Origin of the sequence: Streptococcus sp. ZY19097, assembly GCF_040731245.1 — a bacterium.
GTDB classification, from domain to species: domain Bacteria; phylum Bacillota; class Bacilli; order Lactobacillales; family Streptococcaceae; genus Streptococcus; species Streptococcus orisratti.
Map to the genome: position 1 here is coordinate 417,483 of NZ_CP160400.1, position 22,240 is coordinate 439,722.

General features: G+C 39.9%; 21 protein-coding genes, 1 tRNA gene and 1 pseudogene. 21 read left to right on the forward strand and 2 right to left on the reverse strand.

The features are described 5' to 3' along the window. Positions 1–3 precede the first annotated feature (3 nt). The 7 genes from ABZ559_RS02095 (at position 4) to ABZ559_RS02125 (ending at position 5,175) form a co-directional block, all read left to right on the forward strand. Entirely contained in the window at positions 4–2,064 is a 2,061-nt protein-coding gene (locus ABZ559_RS02095) for a DUF859 domain-containing protein (protein WP_367007132.1), read from the forward strand. 15 nt (positions 2,065–2,079) lie between these two features. Further along, positions 2,080–2,523, forward strand: coding sequence for a DUF1366 domain-containing protein (locus ABZ559_RS02100; RefSeq protein WP_367007133.1), 444 nt, complete (start codon positions 2,080–2,082; stop codon positions 2,521–2,523). Then, on the forward strand, positions 2,504–2,722 hold the full coding sequence (locus ABZ559_RS02105; protein WP_044475373.1) for a hypothetical protein: 219 nt from the start codon (positions 2,504–2,506) through the stop codon (positions 2,720–2,722). Before ABZ559_RS02100 ends, ABZ559_RS02105 begins: the two co-directional genes overlap by 20 nt. Positions 2,723–2,725: 3 nt before the next feature. Beyond that, on the forward strand, positions 2,726–3,004 hold the full coding sequence (locus tag ABZ559_RS02110; protein WP_141666873.1) for a hypothetical protein: 279 nt from the start codon (positions 2,726–2,728) through the stop codon (positions 3,002–3,004). A 4-nt stretch (positions 3,005–3,008) separates the two neighbouring features. Then, positions 3,009–3,236 carry a phage holin gene (locus ABZ559_RS02115; protein WP_277846828.1) on the forward strand — a complete coding sequence of 76 codons (228 nt, stop codon included), beginning with the start codon at positions 3,009–3,011 and terminating at the stop codon, positions 3,234–3,236. 128 nt (positions 3,237–3,364) lie between these two features. Continuing rightward, a complete protein-coding gene (locus ABZ559_RS02120) occupies positions 3,365–4,810 on the forward strand; it encodes a peptidoglycan amidohydrolase family protein (RefSeq protein ID WP_367007134.1) in 1,446 nt (481 codons plus the stop codon). A 170-nt stretch (positions 4,811–4,980) separates the two neighbouring features. Further along, positions 4,981–5,175 carry a Paratox gene (locus tag ABZ559_RS02125; protein ID WP_336384255.1) on the forward strand — a complete coding sequence of 65 codons (195 nt, stop codon included), beginning with the start codon at positions 4,981–4,983 and terminating at the stop codon, positions 5,173–5,175. Positions 5,176–5,220: 45 nt separating this feature from the next. On the opposite strand, the pseudogene ABZ559_RS02130 reads toward ABZ559_RS02125, so the two are convergent. Further along, positions 5,221–5,631: pseudogene (locus ABZ559_RS02130) on the reverse strand (LD-carboxypeptidase); the annotation flags it as partial. A 115-nt stretch (positions 5,632–5,746) separates the two neighbouring features. On the opposite strand from ABZ559_RS02130, the gene ABZ559_RS02135 reads away from it, so the two are divergent. From ABZ559_RS02135 to tsf, 3 genes are all read left to right on the forward strand, one after another. Continuing rightward, positions 5,747–5,817 (forward strand) — tRNA-Cys (locus ABZ559_RS02135). A gap of 257 nt (positions 5,818–6,074) precedes the next feature. Beyond that, a complete protein-coding gene (gene rpsB / locus ABZ559_RS02140; RefSeq protein WP_018375270.1) occupies positions 6,075–6,842 on the forward strand; it encodes a 30S ribosomal protein S2 in 768 nt (255 codons plus the stop codon). Positions 6,843–7,054: 212 nt separating this feature from the next. Next, on the forward strand, positions 7,055–8,095 hold the full coding sequence (tsf, locus tag ABZ559_RS02145) for a translation elongation factor Ts (RefSeq protein WP_317335360.1): 1,041 nt from the start codon (positions 7,055–7,057) through the stop codon (positions 8,093–8,095). A gap of 431 nt (positions 8,096–8,526) precedes the next feature. Here tsf and ABZ559_RS02150 read toward each other — a convergent pair whose 3' ends face one another. Further along, on the reverse strand, positions 8,527–9,357 hold the full coding sequence (locus tag ABZ559_RS02150) for an exodeoxyribonuclease III (RefSeq protein ID WP_367007612.1): 831 nt from the start codon (positions 9,355–9,357) through the stop codon (positions 8,527–8,529). A gap of 219 nt (positions 9,358–9,576) precedes the next feature. Here ABZ559_RS02150 and ABZ559_RS02155 point away from each other — a divergent pair, with 219 nt between their 5' ends. The 11 genes from ABZ559_RS02155 (at position 9,577) to ABZ559_RS02205 (ending at position 22,012) form a co-directional block, all read left to right on the forward strand. Continuing rightward, positions 9,577–9,822: a hypothetical protein gene (locus ABZ559_RS02155; protein WP_367007135.1), complete on the forward strand. Its 246-nt coding sequence runs from the start codon at positions 9,577–9,579 to the stop codon at positions 9,820–9,822. A 452-nt stretch (positions 9,823–10,274) separates the two neighbouring features. Beyond that, the gene (locus tag ABZ559_RS02160) at positions 10,275–11,180 is read left to right on the forward strand and encodes a CPBP family intramembrane glutamic endopeptidase (protein ID WP_367007136.1); all 906 of its coding nucleotides are present in this window, start codon (positions 10,275–10,277) and stop codon (positions 11,178–11,180) included. Then, positions 11,158–11,436, forward strand: a complete 279-nt coding sequence (locus ABZ559_RS02165; RefSeq protein WP_367007137.1) for an autorepressor SdpR family transcription factor — start codon at positions 11,158–11,160, stop codon at positions 11,434–11,436. Before ABZ559_RS02160 ends, ABZ559_RS02165 begins: the two co-directional genes overlap by 23 nt. Further along, positions 11,426–12,064 carry an SdpI family protein gene (locus ABZ559_RS02170; RefSeq protein WP_367007138.1) on the forward strand — a complete coding sequence of 213 codons (639 nt, stop codon included), beginning with the start codon at positions 11,426–11,428 and terminating at the stop codon, positions 12,062–12,064. The genes ABZ559_RS02165 and ABZ559_RS02170 overlap by 11 nt, the downstream gene beginning before the upstream one ends. A 311-nt stretch (positions 12,065–12,375) precedes the next feature. Beyond that, on the forward strand, positions 12,376–14,031 hold the full coding sequence (locus ABZ559_RS02175; protein ID WP_367007139.1) for a hypothetical protein: 1,656 nt from the start codon (positions 12,376–12,378) through the stop codon (positions 14,029–14,031). A gap of 133 nt (positions 14,032–14,164) precedes the next feature. After that, a complete protein-coding gene (gene metG, locus ABZ559_RS02180; protein ID WP_367007140.1) occupies positions 14,165–16,171 on the forward strand; it encodes a methionine--tRNA ligase in 2,007 nt (668 codons plus the stop codon). Between the two features lie 635 nt (positions 16,172–16,806). Then, positions 16,807–17,652 carry an amino acid ABC transporter substrate-binding protein gene (locus ABZ559_RS02185; RefSeq protein WP_273413678.1) on the forward strand — a complete coding sequence of 282 codons (846 nt, stop codon included), beginning with the start codon at positions 16,807–16,809 and terminating at the stop codon, positions 17,650–17,652. A gap of 228 nt (positions 17,653–17,880) precedes the next feature. Next, positions 17,881–18,762, forward strand: coding sequence for a MetQ/NlpA family ABC transporter substrate-binding protein (locus ABZ559_RS02190; RefSeq protein WP_273413675.1), 882 nt, complete (start codon positions 17,881–17,883; stop codon positions 18,760–18,762). A gap of 132 nt (positions 18,763–18,894) precedes the next feature. Continuing rightward, entirely contained in the window at positions 18,895–20,262 is a 1,368-nt protein-coding gene (locus ABZ559_RS02195; RefSeq protein WP_367007141.1) for a M20/M25/M40 family metallo-hydrolase, read from the forward strand. Then, entirely contained in the window at positions 20,255–21,319 is a 1,065-nt protein-coding gene (locus ABZ559_RS02200; protein ID WP_367007142.1) for a methionine ABC transporter ATP-binding protein, read from the forward strand. Before ABZ559_RS02195 ends, ABZ559_RS02200 begins: the two co-directional genes overlap by 8 nt. Then, positions 21,320–22,012: a methionine ABC transporter permease gene (locus tag ABZ559_RS02205; RefSeq protein ID WP_018375283.1), complete on the forward strand. Its 693-nt coding sequence runs from the start codon at positions 21,320–21,322 to the stop codon at positions 22,010–22,012. Positions 22,013–22,240 lie beyond the last annotated feature (228 nt).

The following is a 22,240-nucleotide window of genomic DNA, read 5'->3' on the forward strand; positions in this document are numbered from 1 at the left end:
ACGATGGCTGAATTTTGGTCAAATAATGATAGAGGTTATCGGATTAGATTGTGGATTGACCAAACCTCACAAAATATCGCAGGGAATAGTAGTCAGGTTAGAGTTAGACTTGCTCTTTTGAATACTACTACAACTTTTGCTCAGTATAATTGCTCAGCATATGTTGACTTAAATGGTCAGAGATTGAATTGGTCAGGTGCTCCAAGCATGACAGGGTATAATTCAACAATCATGCTGATTGACCAGACTATCACAGTTGGGCATAATGCAGACGGTACAAAGAGTTTTGGTTTGATGGCGAGTTTCTCAGGTAGTGGTGGTTGGTCACCGGGCACTCTTACCATTGGTGGTAATGCGTTTACTCTTACTACAATCCCTCGCTCAAGTTCGGTAAGTGTCAGCTCTGGTGTTATTGGTAGTGCAGTTACTATCAATATCAATCGTCAAAGCTCTAGTTTTAAGCACACAGTACGCTATGTTTGGGGCAACAAATCAGGGACAATAGCAAGTAATGTAGACACATCTACTACTTGGACTATCCCTCTTGATTTTGCCAACGATATTCCAAACTCAACAAGTGGGACTGGCACAATCTACGTCGATACTTACTCTGGTTCAACCAAAACAGGGACGCAGTCAACAACACTCACGGCTAGCGTGCCAGCTAGTATGAAACCAACCTTTACAGGGGTTACTTTAGCTGATCATAACACAGCCGCTCAATCCTTGATACCAGGTAATACTTTTATTCAGGTCATTTCTAATATCAAGGTCACTTTTAATGGTGGAGCAGGCTCCTACGGATCAACTATCACAGGCTATAAAGCCGAGATAGTCGGAAAGAACCAAACAACCAACGTGAACGGTGGGACGTTGGGTATCATGAACTACAACGGAACCATCACAGTCAGAGCAAGTGTCTCTGATAGTCGTGGGCGTTGGTCAGATACTAAAGATGTATCTGTGACGGTGCTTGAGTATTTTGCTCCTGCCCTTAGCTTTAGCATTGCAAGGACGGGCTCAACATCAAGCACATTGACTGTCACACGAAATGCGAAAGTAGCCTCTTTGTCAGTAGGAGGCGTCCAAAAAAATACTATGACACTCTCTTTCAAAGTTGCTAGGTTAGGAACAACTACCTACACGGCAGATACAGGCCCAGCAGCTGGTTCATGGACGAGTTTAGCGAGTCTTACCAACTCACAAGCTAACCTATCAGGGAGCTATGTAGCTAATCAGTCTTGGGTTGTCATTGGCACCCTTGCTGATAAATTTACTCAGACTGAGTTTGCTGTAAATGTGGCCACAGAAAGTGTGGTCTTTTCTTATGACCGCTCAGGGGTCGGTGTAAATAAGATTAGGGAGCGTGGAGCACTAGATGTCAATGGAGACATCTATGCTAATAACAATCCAATTCAGCAATACAGAATGACATCTAATGTAGGTGGTGGCATTAGTGTCCCAGCCTCATTTGAAAAAGATCTAAATAATATTCTGACCCCAGGTATTTGGCAAATAGGGGCAGATTTTAACAACAATCCTCTTGGGGCGTTCTGTATTTTAGAATGCTACAAACTACATACATCAAACGAATGTATCCAACGAGTTACCTCTACAAGTGGATTTATGGCAGTACGTGAGTATGGCTATGATAATGTGTGGAGACCATGGAGATACGTTGCTCAAACAAGTAGTGTTCCATCAAAAAACTCTGACCATCCACTATTACAAGAGAAACCTCTCAGGACCGTTACACAAGGTATGCTATATGGCCTGAACGCCACAATAACAAGGAAAGACAATCTAGTAACAATCACACTTAACAGACGAATTACAAATATTGATGTATTTGAATATCGTGAGACGTTAGAAACTATCCCCAGTGGATATAGACCAACCGCAGAAGTTCACATGGTTATTGTGCCAAATTCAGGATCGGTTACAAAATCACCATCTGTATTGCATTTTTCATCTGACGGAAAAATTAGATTTACAAATGGAACTAGCGGACAACATGTGTACACTGGCACTCTAACCTATGTCACTAATGACCCTTATCCATAAAAGAAAGGAAATACCATGAAATTTGAATATGGTTCAAAATCACAAGAATATGATGCTAGTGGTACAGCGTCCGCCACCAAGGTCATGCTAGTCAATTCAGATGGTGCTAGCGTGCCTATTTTTTTAGCTCCTGACAAGATTGACTTATCTAATACGGAGCTACTTGAGTTAGCTCTGGAAGTCATCTATCAGGAAAACTTTCCTATGCGTGCTGAAAATGAGAAGTTCAATGAGATTGGCGAAAAAATCGCTAAGTATGATGAGCTGATTGAGAAGTCTCAAAAGGCAATCAAAGACCTTGAACAAGCCACAGAGGAGGCAAAGCTGGGGACTGTTAAGAATGAGCAGGCGGTCAACAGGGCTGTATCTGAATTGACAGAACTTGTTATGGGTGTCCTTGCTAGTATTTCTCCAGTTGAAGAAGTAGAGGAGGGAACACATGAAGAACTTACTGAGTAACCTAATCTTAGGTACTGCTTTAATCAAGAAAGGAACTTTTACAATGAAATTCACTAAAAAACATCAGATCGTCAAATCTTGGGTAGCTCTTGTAGTTGCTGGAACTTATACCGTTGACCAAGTGCCAAAACTTTTCAATCTACGAGAAGTAGTAGTTGAGGTGCTATCAGAACAAGCTGCTGAACCAAAGGAGGAGTAACATTTGAGACCTGAATACCAAATGCTGATTACCATTGGAGGTTTTGTCATCACGGTATATGGTTTCTATAATGTGTTGAAAGCTAAGAGTATTGAACAAGCTACAAAGGTCAATACTCTTGAGCTTAAAATCTCTTTCTTGGAGCAAACCATCAAAGACCATACACGGCGACTAGATGACCATGATAAACAAAATCAGGCCCTTGTTGCCATGACCGAACAGATGAAGAACTTGACAGAGGATGTCAGAGAGTTAAAGACCATGATCAAAGAAAGGAATTGAAGTGATGAAGATTAACTGGAAATTACGTTTTAAGAATAAAGCTACTCTAGCTGCAATCATTGCCACAGCATTCTTGCTAGCTCAACAGCTGGGCTTGAAATTGCCTGATAACATCAATGATGTAGCCAATACAGCTCTTACCTTGCTTGTGTTGCTTGGGGTCGTATCTGACCCTACCACATCAGGTCTGTCTGATAGTGAGCAAGCCATGAACTACAACGTTCCAAAATAGGAGGTATAGCATGAGGAAATTAGGAAAAATTATCTTGATAATTCTTGGGGCACTATCATTAGTGCCTCTTTCTTTTTTGCTCCTCATGCTTTCCCCTTTTATTCAAATTTTTCTAAAGGAGGAAGACAATGGCAGTAAATATTGAGGCAGCTATTGCATGGATGTCATCACGAGTGGGCAAGGTTACCTACTCCATGGACTACCGTAACGGTCCAGGGTCTTACGATTGCTCCAGTTCTGTCTACTACGCTCTGATGAGCGCAGGAGCTATATCAGCAGGTTGGGCAGTAAATACAGAGTATGAGCATGATTGGCTTATTAAAAATGGCTACAAGTTGATTGCTGAAAATCAGGACTGGGACGCTAAGCGTGGGGATATTTTTATTTGGGGCAAACGTGGACAGTCAGCTGGTGCTGGTGGTCATACTGGTATTTTTATTGACGCAGATAATATCATCCACTGCAACTATGCTAACAACAGCATTACCATCAACAACTACAATCAAACAGCGGCAGCTAGTGGTTGGATGTATTGCTATGTTTACCGCTTGGCTAACCAAAGTACACCCTCAACATCAGGAAAAACTCTTGATACATTGGTTAAAGAGACTCTTGCTGGAAAATACGGAAACGGAGATCAGCGGAAAGCAGCTCTTGGTAATCAATATGAGGCTGTCATGGCAGTCATCAATGGCAAAGCTACGGCACCTAAAAAGACTATTGATCAACTGGCTCAAGAAGTGATCCAGGGGAAACATGGCAACGGTGAAGACCGTAAAAAATCCCTTGGTCCTGACTATGACGCAGTCCAAAAACGTGTAACTGAAATCCTGAAAGGAGGCACATCAGGAAATACCCCTAAAACGTCCTCAGACGCTCCAAAAAGCGAGGTGGTAAATTCCTCCACCGAACCTAAGACAGAGGAAACTGGGGCAACTGGTAAAGTGACAGATACCAAAATCACTAAAGAAGATGGTGACCTGTCCTTTAACGGTGCAATCCTAAAAAAATCTGTCCTTGATGTTATCCTTGCTAAGTGTAAGGAACACAATATCCTACCTAGCTACGCTATCACCGTCCTACACTTTGAGGGGCTTTGGGGTACCTCAGCTGTAGGTGAGGCGGATAACAACTGGGGCGGTATGACATGGACTGGCAAAGGAGAGCGTCCAAGTGGTGTGACTGTCACCCAAGGAACAGCAAGACCAGCTAGTGAGGGAGGAAACTACATGCACTATGCCACTGTAGATGACTTTCTTACAGATTGGTTCTACCTTCTACGTTCAGGAGGTAGCTACAAGGTATCAGGAGCCAAGACCTTTAGCGAGGCTATCAAAGGCATGTTTAAGGTTGGTGGTGCAGTCTATGACTACGCTGCTACAGGATATGATAATTACCTGGTAGGGATGTCAAGCCGTCTGAAAGCTATTGAGGCTGAAAATGGATCACTAACCAAGTATGATACTGCTACCGTCACAGATGTCGGTAGCACAGACAAGATTGAGGTCAACATTGAGGGGATTGAAATTTCTATCAATGGAGTTACCTACACACTTTCAAAAAAACCAGTTTAAGATAAGACACAGAAAGCCCTTAGGACAAAATCCTAGGGGCTTTTTTTCGTGCTCAAGATACAGTAGGAAACAGTAGAATACAGTAAAAATACAGATTTTTAGATATTATTTCCAATTTTCATTCAAAAAACAGACTTTTTTGCGAATTAACAGATAGTAGGTAATAAACTATGTTACATTATGACGAATTAAAACAGGCGATAGATGGAGGATATATTACAGGCGACAAGGTCAACATTGTCAGAAAAGAGGGTAAGGTCTTTGATTTTGTTTTACCTGATGAGTCTGTCAGACCTTGGGAGGTAGTAACCTCTGAAAGCGTGTCAGACATCTTGAACGAATTAAGACAACAAGAAGACCTCTGATTTTTCAGAGGCTTTTATCAATTCCCCTGTTTTATTGCTAAGTATTTTGAAACTCGAATAAGACGGTCCCATATAAGTTTTGATGCCGGTCTTGGAGTAGATGGCATTGAGAAAAGCTGTCGAGTCAGAATAACCACAGATAATCTTTGGGTGTGCAGCAATTAAATCATAATCCAGATAAGGCAGGAGCTCGTTTGAGTTGAAACCACCGATAGTTGCAAGTATAGCATCCACGGAATCATCAAGGAAAGCTTCATGTAAGTCCTCAACACGACTAGCAATTGATGCTGATTCGAAGAGGTCATTTTCAAAATAGTGACTAGAGAAAGAAACCTTAAATTCTAGTTTTTCCAATCTTTCTTTGGCTGAGATATTAGCCTCAAAGCCACCTAGGTGGGCAATGGACGCCGATGGACTGAGAACACGAATATGGTCACCCTTTTGAAGTTTTTTCATAGAATACCTCCCATAAAGTTTTTGATATTGTAACACAAAATGTTTTACCCGCCAACCATATCTAAAAAATATACTTGACGAAGGCTGTCATTTACGGTAAAATATTCTTTGTTATGGCGGTATAGCCAAGTGGTAAGGCACGGCTCTGCAAAAGCTTGATCGTCGGTTCAAATCCGTCTACCGCCTTAATATGCCTGATTTATCAGGTTTTAACCAAATAAAAAGCCCGTAAAATCGGGCTTTTTATTGTAGATTTCTTATCAGAGAAATTTGATAGAAAACAGTAAAAAACTTGCATTTAAATGGATAATTTGTTATAATAACGGGGTTGCTTAGACAACAAATACTCATCTTAAACCGATTGTGGACTTGTTGCCGCAAGGTTGGTCTGCAAGCCGACGTTTGAGAGAGGTTAAAAACATTTTATAAAGGAGAAACTACTCATGGCAGTAATTTCAATGAAACAACTTCTTGAGGCTGGTGTACACTTTGGTCACCAAACTCGTCGCTGGAACCCTAAGATGGCTAAGTACATCTTCACAGAACGTAATGGTATTCACGTTATCGACTTGCAACAAACTGTAAAATTGGCTGACCAAGCTTACGAATTTGTTCGTGATGCAGCAGCAAATGATGCGGTTATCTTGTTTGTAGGTACTAAAAAGCAAGCTGCTGAAGCAGTTGCTGAAGAAGCTACACGCGCAGGTCAATACTACATCAACCACCGTTGGTTGGGTGGAACTCTTACAAACTGGGGTACAATCCAAAAACGTATCGCCCGTTTGAAAGAAATCAAACGTATGGAAGAAGAAGGAGTTTTCGAAGTTCTTCCTAAGAAAGAAGTTGCACTTCTTAACAAACAACGCGCTCGTCTTGAGAAATTCTTGGGTGGTATCGAAGATATGCCTCGTATTCCAGACGTTATGTACGTTGTTGATCCACATAAAGAACAAATCGCGGTTAAAGAAGCTAAAAAACTTGGTATTCCAGTTGTTGCCATGGTTGACACAAATGCTGATCCAGATGATATCGATGTTATCATCCCAGCAAACGACGATGCTATCCGCGCTGTTAAATTAATCACAGCTAAATTGGCTGACGCTGTTATCGAAGGTCGTCAAGGTGAAGATAGCGAAGTTTCTTTCGAAGCAGCTGCAGAAGCAGAATCAATTGAAGAAATCGTTGAAGTTGTTGAAGGCGATAACAACTAAGATTAGTTTTTCGTACGAAAATGAAAACGGGGCAGAAAGCAAACCGCTCTGTCTCGTTCTTTTTTAAATTCTGGCTGCTTGCTAGCTCAAACTGGCTAAAGCAACTAGAATAACTATGTAACTATACTAAGTACGGATGAGGGGATTGATTTTCCAAAGCCCCTGTCATGTGCTTATATGATCTATATTCTTAATTCAAAGAGGAGAAAATCATGGCAGAAATTACAGCTAAACTTGTTAAAGAGTTGCGTGAAAAATCTGGTGCTGGCGTTATGGACGCTAAAAAAGCCCTTGTAGAAACTGATGGTGACATTGATAAAGCAATTGAATTGCTTCGTGAAAAAGGTATGGCTAAAGCTGCTAAAAAAGCTGACCGCGTGGCTGCTGAAGGTTTGACAGGCGTTTACGTTGATGGTAATGTTGCTGCAGTTATTGAAGTAAATGCCGAAACTGACTTTGTTGCTAAAAATGCTCAATTTGTTGACTTGGTAAATGACACAGCCAAAGCTATTGTTGCTGCCAAACCAGCTAACAACGAAGAAGCGTTAGCTATTAAATTACCTTCTGGTGAAACACTTGAAGAAGCTTATGTTAATGCTACAGCAACAATCGGAGAAAAAATCTCATTCCGCCGTTTTGCCTTGGTTGAAAAAACTGACGCACAACACTTTGGAGCATACCAACACAACGGTGGGCGCATCGGTGTTATCACTGTTATCGAAGGTGGCGACGAAGCTCTTGCTAAACAAGTATCAATGCACGTTGCAGCGATGAAACCAACAGTTCTTTCTTACACAGAACTTGATCCACAATTTGTCAAAGATGAATTGGCTCAATTGAACCACACTATTGACCAAGATAACGAATCACGTGCAATGGTTGGCAAACCAGCTCTTCCACACTTGCAATTTGGTTCTAAAGCACAATTGACTGACGAAGTGATTGCCCAAGCTGAAGAAGATATTAAAGCAGAACTTAAAGCCGAAGGCAAACCAGAAAAGATTTGGGATAAGATTATTCCAGGTAAAATGGATCGTTTCATGCTTGACAATACAAAGGTTGACCAAGCATACACACTTCTTGCTCAAGTTTACATCATGGATGACAGCAAGACTGTTGAAGCTTACCTTGACTCAGTAAACGCTAAAGCTGTCAGCTTTGCACGTTTTGAAGTTGGTGAAGGTATTGAAAAAGCTTCAAATGACTTTGAAGCAGAAGTTGCGGCAACAATGGCAGCAGCGCTCAACAACTAATTACAAAAAAAGAAAAGAAGAGGTCAAGGATTCTATCCTAGCCTCTTTTCTTTTTATCATACTTACAAGATGCAGTAGCGGGAAAAATTGTTGACTTTAGTCAATCTAGAATATTTCTGACACATTTATCAGATACGTTAGTACCGATGAGTCACTGGGGAGTAGTCTCTCGACGTTCTTCTAGATAGTTAAAGGTTGAACAATCAATTCCGCGACAACCCTTTTGGGACCAACTTCCCTCCTCTTTTTGTATTCTCTTTTAATGAACTACTTTTTAAGAACTAGTCTTAGATGAAGGGCTGAACTGTGAATACAGGTTCTAATACTCTTCGAAAATCAAAATTATCCGTTGTCAACTTGCCTTGATGAACTCAAGTTCTATCGTCGGCTTCGTTTCCTAGGCTACTTTTGATTTTCATTGAGTATAAGATTTATAAATCAATTTCTAGTACAATTGGTGTGTGGTCTTGGCGTGTACCAGAGTCAATCATGTCAGATTTGGTAATCTTGTTGGCAATGCGTTCAGAGGTGAGCCAGTAGTCAATGCGCCAGCCGGTGTTGTTGATTTTGCTGGTCTTGCTACGTTGTGCCCACCAACTATACACATTTGGAATATTGCCATGTAGGTAGCGGAAGGTATCTGTAAAACCTTTGGCAAGCAGATTGGTGAAACCTTGACGTTCTTCATCGGTGAAGCCTGGTGAACGGCGATTAGAGTTTGGGTTGGCTAGGTCGATTTCTTCGTGGGCAACATTATAGTCACCTGTAGCAAGAACGGGTTTTTGACGATCCAGCTCTGCTAGGTAATTGGCATAGCATTCATCCCAGATTTGGCGATCATTTAGGCGTTTTAAGCCATCGCCTGCATTTGGTGTATAGACTTGCGTAACGAAAAAGTCTTCGAATTCTAGTGTAATGATGCGGCCTTCGCAGTCCATTGTGCTTGGGGCACCGATTTCTGGATAAGAAATGGCTGGTGCTGGTAGGCTATTTTTATAGAGAAACATGGTTCCCGCGTAGCCTTTGCGCGCAGGCTCAATCGAAGAACGCCAAGCGACATTAAAACTAGGGAAAAAATCGTGCAAGATATCAAGGTGTTTTTTGGTTGGGCCTTTAGCAGAAAGCTTGGTCTCCTGAATAGCGATGATATCGGCATCTTGTGCAACCAGCGTGTCAATAACATCACGAGAGAGCTGGGCACGAGGAGAGTCGCTGGTCAAAGCAGCGTTGAGGGAGTCAATATTCCAAGAAATGAGTTTCAAAGTAAGATACCAAATCAATCTAGTAAGCATAGTCGGTTTAGGAGAAGAGTAACATACTATTCTATAGTGTGAACTTACCAGATGGAATTAATTCCTTTCTAATTTTGTTGGAGTTAGAGCAGTGTTTCTTTTATTCTACCAGAAAATACCTGAACAGGCGAGTTTGAGGATTGCAAATAGCGGTTTAAGGGATATAATTACTAGAGAAGGGAGTAAAAAATGATTACATTGTTGATACTTTTAATTTTGTTTCTATTTTTCATTTGGCACTTTATCAGAATGCTTCGCTTGAGAGGAGAGCAGGCAACAACCGAGCCTCTGTGGGTACCTAAGGAAATTGGTTGGGGAGTTTCAATCAATCCCCGAAATCCCTTGGGGTTTTGGGTAATTTTTATCGTTGACATTGCTGTACTTATGACCATCTTGTGCCTCATCTTTGTGCTAGTTTTTGTAGAGGGCATGTGAAAAGCAGTTTGTAGAAAGAGTCGAAGTTGATGATAGTAGTAAAAACAAATGATGATACCTAGAGCCTGTATTTACAGTTCAGCACTTTTATCTAAGGCTAGTTTTTGAGCTACTCATCGTTAGTTTTTTTCAAAATACAGTCAGTGTTCCTTCAAAAAGCTACCTTGATTAGCGAAGAACTATCTCTTATCTAAAAGCATTTCATTTGTGAATACAGGTTTTAGTTAGTGAAAACTTTTATCGTACATTCGATTTTTTAGTCAACTATTTGAGAGAGTAAAGAAATTGCCTGTTAAATTTCTGATGAAATAGCCTTTTTCAGTAGGTTCTGAAAATCAGATTTTCTTTTTTTGAAATCTATTTAGATTTTTTTCTAAATAGTTATTGAATTATGATAAGGAAAGTGTATAATGGTATTTAGAAAAATTTCTAAATAGAAAGAGGTGGCGAAAATGTCAAAGAGAAGGAGTGTGTTCATTTTTGTTGGTCTAGCTTACAGTCTAGCTTGGATGATTTGGTTAGGACTGAGGTTTTGGGGGATTCAGCTAGGTCAGTCATTTGCTCAGCTAGGCACTATGTTTGCCATGTGGACGCCTGCTCTTGCATTTTTTATCTTGAGGGCAATGAAGTCAGCAGATGTGCCTTTACAGGAGGACACGCCAAGTTTTAAGAATAGCTTACGCTATTATCTAACGGCTCTCTGGCTACCTACAATTTTAAGTCTTTTGGGGGCAGGTCTCTATTTCATGATTTTCAGAAATCAATTCAGTCTAGGTTTTGAATATCTTCAAAGTATGTTAGAAGCGACAGGACATTTTAAGAAAAGTATACCGTTGCAACTGGTGGCTGTATCTCAGTTTTTTTCAGCCATGACTTTCGCCCCTGTTTTCAATAGCTTATTAGCCTTGGGTGAGGAGATTGGTTGGCGTGGGTACCTTTATCCAGTTTTGCGTGAACGTTTTTCACTACTCCAGACGCATCTCTTAGTAGGCCTTATTTGGAGTTTGTGGCATCTTCCAATAAATTTGCAGGGCTATAATTATGGTTTGCTCTACTTTGGCTACCCTTGGTTGGGTGTGTTAGCGATGTTTGTTTTTTGTTTTAGTCTGAGTATTTTGTTAAGTTGGGTACGAGAAAAGACAGGATCTATCTGGGCATCGGCCCTGATGCATGGGTCTATCAATGCTAGTGCTGGCTTGGGTTTGCTTTTTCAACTCCCCTCTGAAAAAGTGGAAGGCATGCGCATTCTTGGCCCGTCACCTGCTGGATTTATAGCAGGAGTGCCTCTCTTGATTTTTGCGCTAGTCATTTTACAAAGAGAAAGGAGAACTACCCATGAGCTTCGCACAAACCTTTAAAGCCCTATCCAATCCTGTTCGGCGGGAAATTTTGGATTTACTGAAAGGTGGAAAGCTATCTGCTGGAGAAATAGCAGAGCGTTTTGAGTTGACAGGGGCTACCATTTCGCATCATCTCAGTGTCTTGAAAAAAGCAGATTTGATTTTAGAAACACGGGAGAAAAATTTTATCTTCTATGAGCTTAATACCTCGGTGCTAGAAGATATGCTGGTTTGGCTGACCGATTTGAAAGGAAGTAACAATAATGAAAATTGATAAAAAATTATTGAGCTTAACAAGTGTAGTCATTTTACTACCAATGTTGCTTGGTTGTTTGTTTTGGTCTCAATTGCCGGAATCTGTGGCAACTCATTTCAATTTGTCAGGTCAGGCTGATGGTTTTAGTGGTCGTTTGATGACTGTTTTTGGATTACCAGTGTTCATGCTTTTACTACATTGGTTTTGTCTTTTTGTAACTAGTAAGGATCCTAGAGCTGGTAATGTTAGTCCTAAAATGCGTTCCTTGACCTATTGGATTATTCCTTTGGTGTCAACCTTTGTTATGATATCGATTTATGGACAGGACTTAGGCTACTTTGTAAATCAAATCATGATATTGAACTTGCTTTTAGGTATTATTTTTATGGTTATTGGAAATTATCTACCTAAAACTCGCCCTAATTATACCATAGGCATTCGCCTGCCTTGGACTTTGTATGATGAAGAAAATTGGGTTAAGACACATCGTTTGGCTGGAAAAATTTGGTTATTTTGTGGCATTTTAATTTTCTTCAATGCTTTTATACAGCTTGCAGTTGGCTTCGTTATTATTTTGACTTTAGTGGTGATGTTGGGTGTACCAGTGATGTATTCTTATTGGTTAGGAAAATCAAAACAGCGCTGATTTAGAGATGCGAAAAAGAGTTCACAAAATGTAAAAAGAACACCATTCATTTCAGCGTTGATGGTTTTGGTTAAAAGGTTTTGTGAATCTTTTGAGATTGGGAATATCACTAAGTTGGTAGTAGTGCCATTCTGATTATAGCTATGTAACACAAATGACTTAGCTTCGTGATGTAAAACTGATTTTTATTCAGGCTGTGCGAACTGATTAAGTTTAACCCCTGTCCTGAGAAGCTGTTTTAGTAGTGAAATTCACCGCCCTTGTACTTTTGTGATATAATAAAAATATCATTGAGATAAGGAGATATTCTTATGAAAAGACGTTTTACACCTGTCCTGATTCTTCTATGGTTAGTGGTCATGGCGGTTAGTTACTTATTTTTTCTGCCTGCCCTTAACCCCTTAGATGTCGGTTTTTGGTTTTTTGTCATAGAAGGACTGACTCTGGCAACTTTTGCTGTTAGCCTATTAGCTTTTGGAGAAACTATAAAACGTGCTTCCAGCCAGAAAGTTCCAGGATCGCGTTTGCGTAAGGATGTCAGCATTTCTTCTACCTATAAGAAACCGCTGTTGTATATTTTGAGTGGAATAGCAACTATTTTAGTCCTTTTGGCAGGATTAAATTTTTTTAATTCCCGTATTTTCCGTGCTAAAAGTTATGCTAATGTGATTAAGGTTACTGAAGCTGATTTTACAAAAGATTTTCCAGAAACAGATATTTCAAAATTAGCCCTGCTTGATCGTTCGTCGGCTAAGAAGATTGGAGATACTTACCTTGGTACAATTGACAAGGTCTCTCAATTTGGTATTTCTGATGACTACCGTCAGATTACTATTGGGAAGCAGCCTTACCGAGTCTCACCTTTGGAATACAAGAATTTTTGGAAATGGGTATCTAATCGTAAAGAAGGCATTGGTTATTATGTAAAGGTTAATCAAACGACAGGAAAAGCTGAGCTGGTCAAGTTGAGCCAACCAATGAAGTACTCGGACTCAGAGTACTTTTTCAGAGATACGCTCCGCTATTTACGCCTAAAATACCCGACAACTATTTTTGGCGAACCCTCCTTTGAAGTTGACGATGAGGGTAATCCTTACTATGTGGCAACAACCTACAAACCAAAATTTTTACTATCATCTAAAGATCCAGATGGTGCTATCTTACTTAATGCTGTGACGGGCGAAACTAAGCGCTATGCACTAAATGATGTTCCGAAGTGGGTAGATCGAGTGTTCTCCGCTTCCAATGTTATCAGTCGTGTGGATGATTATTATACTTACCAAAAAGGTTTCTGGAATACAGTCTTTAGCCAAACGGGTGTCAAAAAGACCACTGATAGTTACAACTATATTTCTATTGGATCTGATATTTACCTCTATACAGGAATTACATCGGCAACAGCAGATTCTTCCAATCTAGGGTTTATCTTAGTCAATATGCGGACACGACAAGTAACCAATTACAAGCTGGCGTCGGCCACTGAATCAGCTGCCCAAGAGTCTGCTGAAGGAGAAGTTCAAGAAAAGAAATACACGGCTACCGCCCCAAGCTTGGTCAAACTCAGTGGGAAAGCCTACTATTTGGTTTCACTCAAAGACGATGCAGGATTGATTAAATCTTATGCCCTTGTTGATGCCGAGGATTACCAACAAGTTACCGTTGATAACGATATTGAGGACTTAATCGCCCAATTTACGGACTCAGATACCTCAGTTTTGTCAGGGGCATCAAATAACGCCTCTGGTGAGAAGAAAAAGGAAGCAACTATCATTCAAGGAACGGTTGAGCAGTTGGCTAGTCAAATGATCTCTGGCTCAACAGTTTACTATATCTCGTCATCGGGGCAGATTTATAAGGTTAAAGCCAGCGATGAGACCACTGATGCTCTACCTTTCTTAAAAGTGGGGGATAGCTTTAGCGGACAACTAGAAGAAAATCATTACTTGTCTCATTTTAAGGTTGAGTAGATTTTCCTTAACAAAAATACTAGTTTTTCTTATTTTATCTAATTAAGTAAGCTATAAAAACAGTGGTCTTTGTGCTATAATAATGTATTATCAATAAAGGAGTTTCATTAGCTCCTATTTGAAAGGAAAGAAAATGACTAGTAAACAACCATTTTACATTACGACACCGATTTATTATCCGTCTGGTAAACTTCATATCGGGTCTGCTTACACAACCATCGCTTGTGACGTCTTAGCACGCTATAAGCGCATGATGAACTACGATGTTTTTTACCTGACTGGGCTTGATGAGCACGGTCAAAAGATTCAAGCTAAAGCAGAAGAAGCTGGCATTACACCACAAGCTTATGTTGATGGCATGGCAGTTGGTGTTAAGGAACTTTGGAAACTTTTGGATATCTCATATGACAAGTTTATCCGAACAACTGATGATTATCACGAAAAAGTGGTAGCTGATGTTTTTGAAAAATTGCTGGCGCAGGATGATATTTATTTGGGTGAGTATTCTGGTTGGTACTCTGTCTCTGATGAGGAATTTTTCACGGAGAGCCAATTAGAAGAAGTCTTCCGTGATGAAAATGGTAAGGTTATCGGAGGTATCGCTCCATCTGGCCATGAAGTAGAATGGGTTTCAGAAGAATCCTATTTCTTGCGTCTTGGTAAATATGCTGATCGCTTGGTGGACTTTTTCCATGCCCATCCTGATTTTATCCAGCCTGACGGCCGTATGAATGAAATCATCAAAAACTTTATCGAACCTGGTTTGGAAGATTTGGCGGTTAGCCGTACCTCATTTACATGGGGCGTTAAGGTACCTTCAAATCCAAAACACGTTGTTTACGTATGGATCGATGCTCTGCTCAATTATGCGACAGCCCTTGGTTATGGTCAAGAAAACCATGCTAACTTTGACAAATTTTGGAATGGGACTGTCTTTCACATGGTTGGAAAAGATATTCTACGTTTCCACTCGATTTACTGGCCAATTATGCTCATGATGTTAGACATGAAATTACCTGAGCGCTTGATTGCCCACGGTTGGTTTGTCATGAAAGACGGTAAAATGTCTAAATCTAAAGGTAATGTGGTTTACCCAGAAATGCTTGTCGAACGCTATGGACTTGACCCGCTCCGCTATTACCTCATGCGCTCACTTCCAGTTGGTTCTGACGGAACCTTCACACCTGAAGATTATGTTGGCCGTATCAATTATGAGCTTGCTAATGACCTTGGCAACCTTCTTAATCGTACGGTTGCTATGGTTAACAAGTATTTTGGCGGCGATGTTCCAGCTTACGTTGAAAATGTCACTGCATTTGATGCTGATTTGGCAGCAGTAGTGACTGAAAATCTAGCGGAATATCATAAACAGATGAATGCAGTGGATTATCCGCGTGCGCTGGAAGCAGTTTGGAACATCATTTCGCGTACCAATAAGTACATCGATGAAACAGCTCCTTGGGTTCTTGCGAAAGATGACGCTAAGCGTGATGAACTGGCAGCAGTAATGGCTCATTTAGCAGCTAGTCTTCGTGTGGTGGCACACCTCACTCAACCATTTATGATGACAACATCAAACGCTATTATGGAACAACTAGGTCTAGGAAATGACTTTGACCTTGAAAATCTTACCCTTGCAGGCTTCCCAGAAGGTGTTAAAGTTGTCGCTAAAGGTACACCGATTTTCCCACGACTAGATATGGACGAAGAAATTGCCTACATCAAGGAACAAATGGGTGATGGCTCTGCTATTTCTCAAGAGGAAGAAAAGGAGTGGGATCCAAGCCAAGTTGAGCTCAAGAATGAAAAGAAAGCCATTAAGTTTGACGACTTTGACAAGGTGGAAATCCGTGTTGCCGAGGTTAAGGAAGTGTCTAAAGTTGAAGGTTCTGACAAACTTCTCAAATTCCGTTTGGATGCAGGAGATGGCGAAGACCGCCAAATTCTCTCGGGTATTGCAAAATTCTATCCAAATGAGCAAGAACTCGTTGGTAAAAAATTACAAATCGTTGCTAATTTGAAACCACGCAAGATGATGGGATTGCTTAGTCAGGGAATGATTCTCTCAGCCGAACATGATGGCAATCTGACTGTTTTAACCGTTGACTCAAGCGTACCAAATGGTAGTCAGATTGGATAAAGTGAATAATATTTTAAAGTAGCAAAGTGATTTGCTGCTTTTTCTTAGTGTTGTTTGACCTGTTAGACATTTTGTGATTTTTTATAGTCTTTTAGTTTGCTTTTAGTACAAGGCAACGAGCTGCAGGTTGCTAGAACAGCCTCTAGGCTGTTCTAGGTTGGAAATAAGACATGCGAAGCAAGTCACTTTCGTAAAGTACGGCAAAGTGGGTTCAAACAATCCAGTGGAGTGTTTGAAGTTGGAAATAAGAAAACGGAGTTTCCTCTTACGTCGAAGTAATCAAAGATAAACTAATTAACTATATTTTTGAAACGTATTGATGCTAATTGTATACGTTTCATTTTTAATACTCTTCGAAAATCAAAACTATCCGTTGTCAACTTGCCTTGATGAACTCAAGTTCTATCGTCGGCTTCGTTTCCTAGGCTACTTTTGATTTTCATTGAGTATAAAGTGCTAAATCGAGGTTGCTATTTTTTTGATTGACGTGATAAGATTTTCATATCACGGTGATAAAATTTAAGTATTTGTTAAGGAAGGAGAAAAATGATAAGATAGGCTTTGTTCTAGTTAGGCTTTGACAATTGCTGATAAGTGCTAACGGCTACTATTTATCATTTACGAGGAGAAAATAGATGACATTGAAAAAAATAATTGGTTTTACAGGCGTTGCCCTTGCTTCGACAGTGTTCTTGGCGGCTTGCTCATCACAATCCGACTCTAATACAACAAGTTCATCAAGTAAAAAGGAAGAGGTCGTCTTTGCAACGTCTGGGGCAACAGCACCTTTTGCTTATCAAGAAAATGGTGAGTTGACTGGATTTGACATTGAAGTGGCTAAGGCAGTTTTTAAAGGTTCGGACAAGTATAAAGTGACTTTTAAAAAGACAGAATGGTCATCCATCTTTACTGGTCTTGATTCTGATAAATACCAGATGGCAGGGGTAAACATCAGCTATAGTGACGAACGTGCGGCAAAATATCTTTACTCTTATCCAACTGGTGCAACTCCAACGGTTTTAGTTGTTCCAAAAGATAGCGATATCAAAACATACGACGATATTGCTGGTCATTCAACTCAGGTTGTTCAAGGAACAACAACAGAAGCTCAGTTGAAAGAATTTAATGAAAAGCATTCTGATAACCCTGTTGAACTGAAATACACTAATGAAAATATCACTCAGATTTTAACAAATCTTAACGAAGGTAAAGCTGAATTTAAGATTTTCGATGCTCCAACAGTTAATGCCATTATTAAAAATCAAGGTCTTGATAACCTAAAAACGATTGAATTGGAATCATCTGAGCAACCTTACATTTACTTCTTACTTGGTGGCGATCAGACTGACCTCCAGAAGTTTGTAAACAAGCGTATTAAAGAATTGTACCAAGATGGTACTATTGCAAAATTGGCTGAGCAATTTTTAGGAAGTGCAGATTACATTCCAGCAGAAGCTGATCTTGTCGTACCTGGAAAATAAGGGTTGATAAAGGGTGACAGAAATTTGACATTTTCAAGATTTTAAAAATGTCAGTTAGTTCTATCAGACAATTCGAGTTTGGAGTGATTTTATCCAAACTCGTTTCCTATAACAAATACGGAATTAGTTATAGTTTTAAACTATAGATTTCTACAATTATAAACAATTTGAAACTAGGAACTAGTTGCGATAAAATAATATCAGTTATGAAGAAAAGAGGATAGATATATGAAATTGAAAAAAATACTTGGTTTGGCAAGCATTGCCCTTGCGTCAACAGTGATTTTAGCAGCATGCGGTGGAAAATCAAATTCTGCAAAATCAGATACGACAGAATTAAAAGTTGGTATCATGACTTTGGATGATTCAACTGAGCCACTCTGGGATAAGGTTAAAGAACTTACTGAAAAAGAAGGGGTTACACTTAAGTTGGTTGAGTTTACGGATTATACACAGCCAAACGAAGCCCTTCAAAATGGTGAGATTGATGTGAATGCTTTCCAACATAAATATTTCTTGAATAACTGGAATTCTGAAAATGATGGAACTATTGTTGCAGCAGCAGATACTCTTCTTAGTCCAATTCGCCTCTTCTCAGGAGTTGATGGGGATGGCAAGGCAAAATATACTGATGTAAAAGATATCCCAGATGGAGCTAAGATTTCAGTACCAAACGATGCTTCAAATGAAAGTCGTGCTCTCTACCTTCTCCAAGCAGCAGGTTTATTGAAGCTTGACGTTTCAGGAAAAGAGTTAGCAACTATTAAGAATATTTCTTCAAATCCTAAAAAGTTAGATGTTACTGAAATTAATGCAGAACAAACAGCTTCAACACTGACTTCCGTTGACGCCGCGGTTATTAATAACTCCTACGCTCAGTCTGCAAATGTGGACTATGACACAACTCTCTATAAAGAAGCGGTGGATAAAAATTCTGATCAGTGGGTGAATGTCATTGCGGCTCAAAAAGATTGGAAAAAATCAGACAAAGCTGATGCCATTAAAAAATTGATTAAGGCTTATCAAACAGACGAAGTGGCTAAAGTTATCCAAGAAGCTACAAAAGGTGTTGACATTCCAGCTTGGGAAGGTGCAAAAGTAGATAACTAAGAGATTAAAACTCAACGAAAACAAAGGAAGTTGACAAACTGTCATTTTGATTTTCAAGGAGTCTTAGCTTTTGACAATTATACAAAAGGGCGTGTCGCTACACGTCGCTTTTGTCTTTATGGGGGGTACAAGATGATAACAGATCAAGGTCAGTTAAAAAAATTTAACGAAGATGAGTTAACTCAGTATTATTTTGAGATTTTGAGAGAATTAGTTTCTAAAAAATCAATCTTTGCTCAGCAGGTTGGATTAGTTGAAACGTCTTCTTATCTTGGAAAGATTTTTGAAAACTCTGGCGCTGATGTAACTGTTGATGATAGTTATGCAGCACCTTTTGTTATTGCAAGATTTAACAGTTCCAATCCCAAAGCTAAGAGTTTAATTTTTTACAATCACTACGATGTTCAACCAGCTGACGCTGACCAGCCTTGGACAGCGGAGCCCTTTAAATTGGACATAAGAGATGGTTATATGTATGGTCGTGGTGTTGATGACGATAAAGGACATATCATTGCTCGCCTAACTGCTATTGCTAAGTACCTCAAATCTGCTAGAGATTTGCCTGTTAATATTACTTTTATTGTAGAAGGTGCCGAGGAGTCAGCATCGGTTGACTTTGAGAAATACCTTGAAAAATATGCCACAGAGTTGCGTGGCGCAGATCTTCTGATTTGGGAGCAAGGCATTCGAAATGCTAAGGGGCAAATTGAAATTTCCGGGGGAACTAAGGGGATTGTGACCTTTGATATGCTTGTTGAATCAGCAGATGTGGATATCCATTCTAAGTTTGGAGCAATCATTGATAGTAGCTCTTGGTATCTACTCAATGCTATTGCTAGTCTTCGTGATCAGACTGGTCGTATTGCAGTAGAAGGTATTTATGACCACGTTCAGCAGCCTACCGAGCAAGAATTAGCTTTAGCGAGGGAGAATGCTAATTTGGATTGGGATTCTCTAGTTAATTTGTATCAGTTGAGCTTGCCAAGTTTAGTGAACAATCAGGAAGAATTAGTACAGCGACTTTTCTTTGAGCCAGCCTTGACAATTGAGGGACTAGAGACTGGATATCAAGGTCAAGGGGTTAAGACTATCTTGCCAGCCCAGGCTTCTGCTAAAATGGAAGTGCGCTTGGTTCCTGGTATGGATCCGCAGGATGTACTTGAAAAAATTAAGCGTCACTTGGTTAAGCATGGTTATGATCGTGTAAAATTAGTTTATACGCTAGGAGAGAAGGCTTATCGTAGTGATATGACCGCACCAGCCATTCGCCGTGTAATAGATATTGCGCAGCAATTTTCCCCAGAGGGTGTGTCAGTATTGCCAACAACAGCGGGGACAGGGCCGATGCATCAGGTTTTTGAGGCTTTAGAAGTGCCAATTGCAGCTTTTGGGATTGGGAATCCAAATAGCCGCGATCATGGCGGTGATGAGAATGTCAAACTAGCCGATTATTATACGCATATTGAAATGATTGAGGAGTTAATTAAGAGTTATGAGTAAAACGATGATTCATTTAGAGCATATTGATATCACGTTTCATCAGAAGAAACGAGTGATTGAAGCCGTCAAGGATGTCTCCATTGAAATTAAAGAAGGTGATATCTATGGTATTGTCGGATATTCTGGAGCAGGTAAATCAACCTTGGTGCGTGTCATCAATCTTTTGCAGGTACCAACTTCTGGGAAAGTTACCATTGGTGACGATGTGACTTTTGCTGATGGGAAAGTCCAACTTGCAGGGGCAAGATTGCGGCATAAACGGCAAAAAATTGGAATGATTTTCCAGCATTTCAATTTGATGGCTCAAAAAACTGCTCGACAAAATGTGGCCTTTGCTCTGCGTCATTCTGATTTGAGTAAAGAAGAGCGAGTTAAAAAAGTAGAGGAATTATTGGAGCTGGTTGGTTTGGCTGATCGTGCAGACAACTATCCAGCACAGCTGTCTGGTGGACAAAAACAACGTGTAGCCATAGCGCGTGCACTTGCTAATGATCCTGAAATTTTAATTTCGGATGAGTCAACTTCCGCACTTGATCCTAAGACGACAAAACAGATTTTAACACTTTTGCAGGACTTGAACCGAAAATTGGGCTTAACTATTGTCATGATTACTCATGAAATGCAGATTGTAAAGGATATTTGCCATCGGGTTGCAGTTATGCAAAGTGGTCAACTGATTGAAGAGGGGTCGGTTTTGCAGATTTTTTCAAAACCTCAAGAGCCTCTGACACAGGAATTCATCAAAACAGCTACTGGTATTGATGAAGCTCTGATTAAGATTGAAAAACAAGACATTGTTAAACAGTTGCCATCTAATAGTTTATTGGTACAACTCAAATACGCTGGTCATTCCACAGATGAGCCAATTTTAAATGATATTTACAAGCGTTTTGAAGTGACAGCTAATATTTTATATGGTAATATCGAAATTTTGGATAATACCCCTGTAGGTGAGATGGTGGTTGTTTTATCGGGAGGAACAGGTGCACTTGCAGCTGCGCAAGATGCTATCACATCTTCTGGTATTGAATTGACAGTATTGAAAAGAGGTGCCTAAATGGCTGGATGGATTGAAACAAATTTTCCGAATATTTATAAGATTGGGATGGAAGGGACAAATTCTTGGCCAGATGCCATCTATGCTACCCTTTACATGACCATTATTGCTTTTATTATCGGTGGTTTTTTGGGCTTGTTGATGGGGCTCTTTCTGGTTTTGACTGGACCAGATGGTGTGATTGAAAATAAGCCAGTTTTTCAGATTTTGGATAAAATTACCTCAATTTTTCGTGCGATACCTTTTATTATCCTTTTGGCTATTTTGAAGCCAGCTACTTATTTCTTAGTCGGTACTAATTTGGGGATGACAGCTGCACTTGTTCCTTTGTCTGCTGCAACTTTTCCGTTTTTTGCCCGTCAGGTTCAGGTGGTTCTTTCGGAATTGGATCGTGGTGTGATTGAGGCTGCACAGGCTTCTGGTGCAACACTTTTGGATCTTATCAAGGTCTATCTCAGTGAGGGTCTACCTGACCTTATCCGTGTGTCAACGGTAACCTTGATTTCCTTGGTTGGTGAAACAGCTATGGCAGGTGCTATTGGAAGTGGTGGTCTGGGAACAATTGCTATCAACTACGGCTATCAACGTTCACATACAGATGTTACTCTTTTAGCAACTGTGCTCATTTTGATTTTGATTTTTATCATTCAATTTTTAGGGGATTTCCTAACTAAGAAACTTAGTCACAAATAGAAAATCAAAACCACCAGTTTAAAATGGTGGTTCAGAATGTAAACAAATTCCTAAAAATATAATAATTTGGATAAGCCCATGTGGGATTGTAAGACTCATAGAAACGTTATTATTTTAACATTTCTATGAGTCTTTATTTTGACGACAAAGGAATAAAAATTGACTCTAAAGCTTTTGTCTTTTCACATACTTGTTTATGGTGTGAGCAACTGTGAACGTATCTTTACT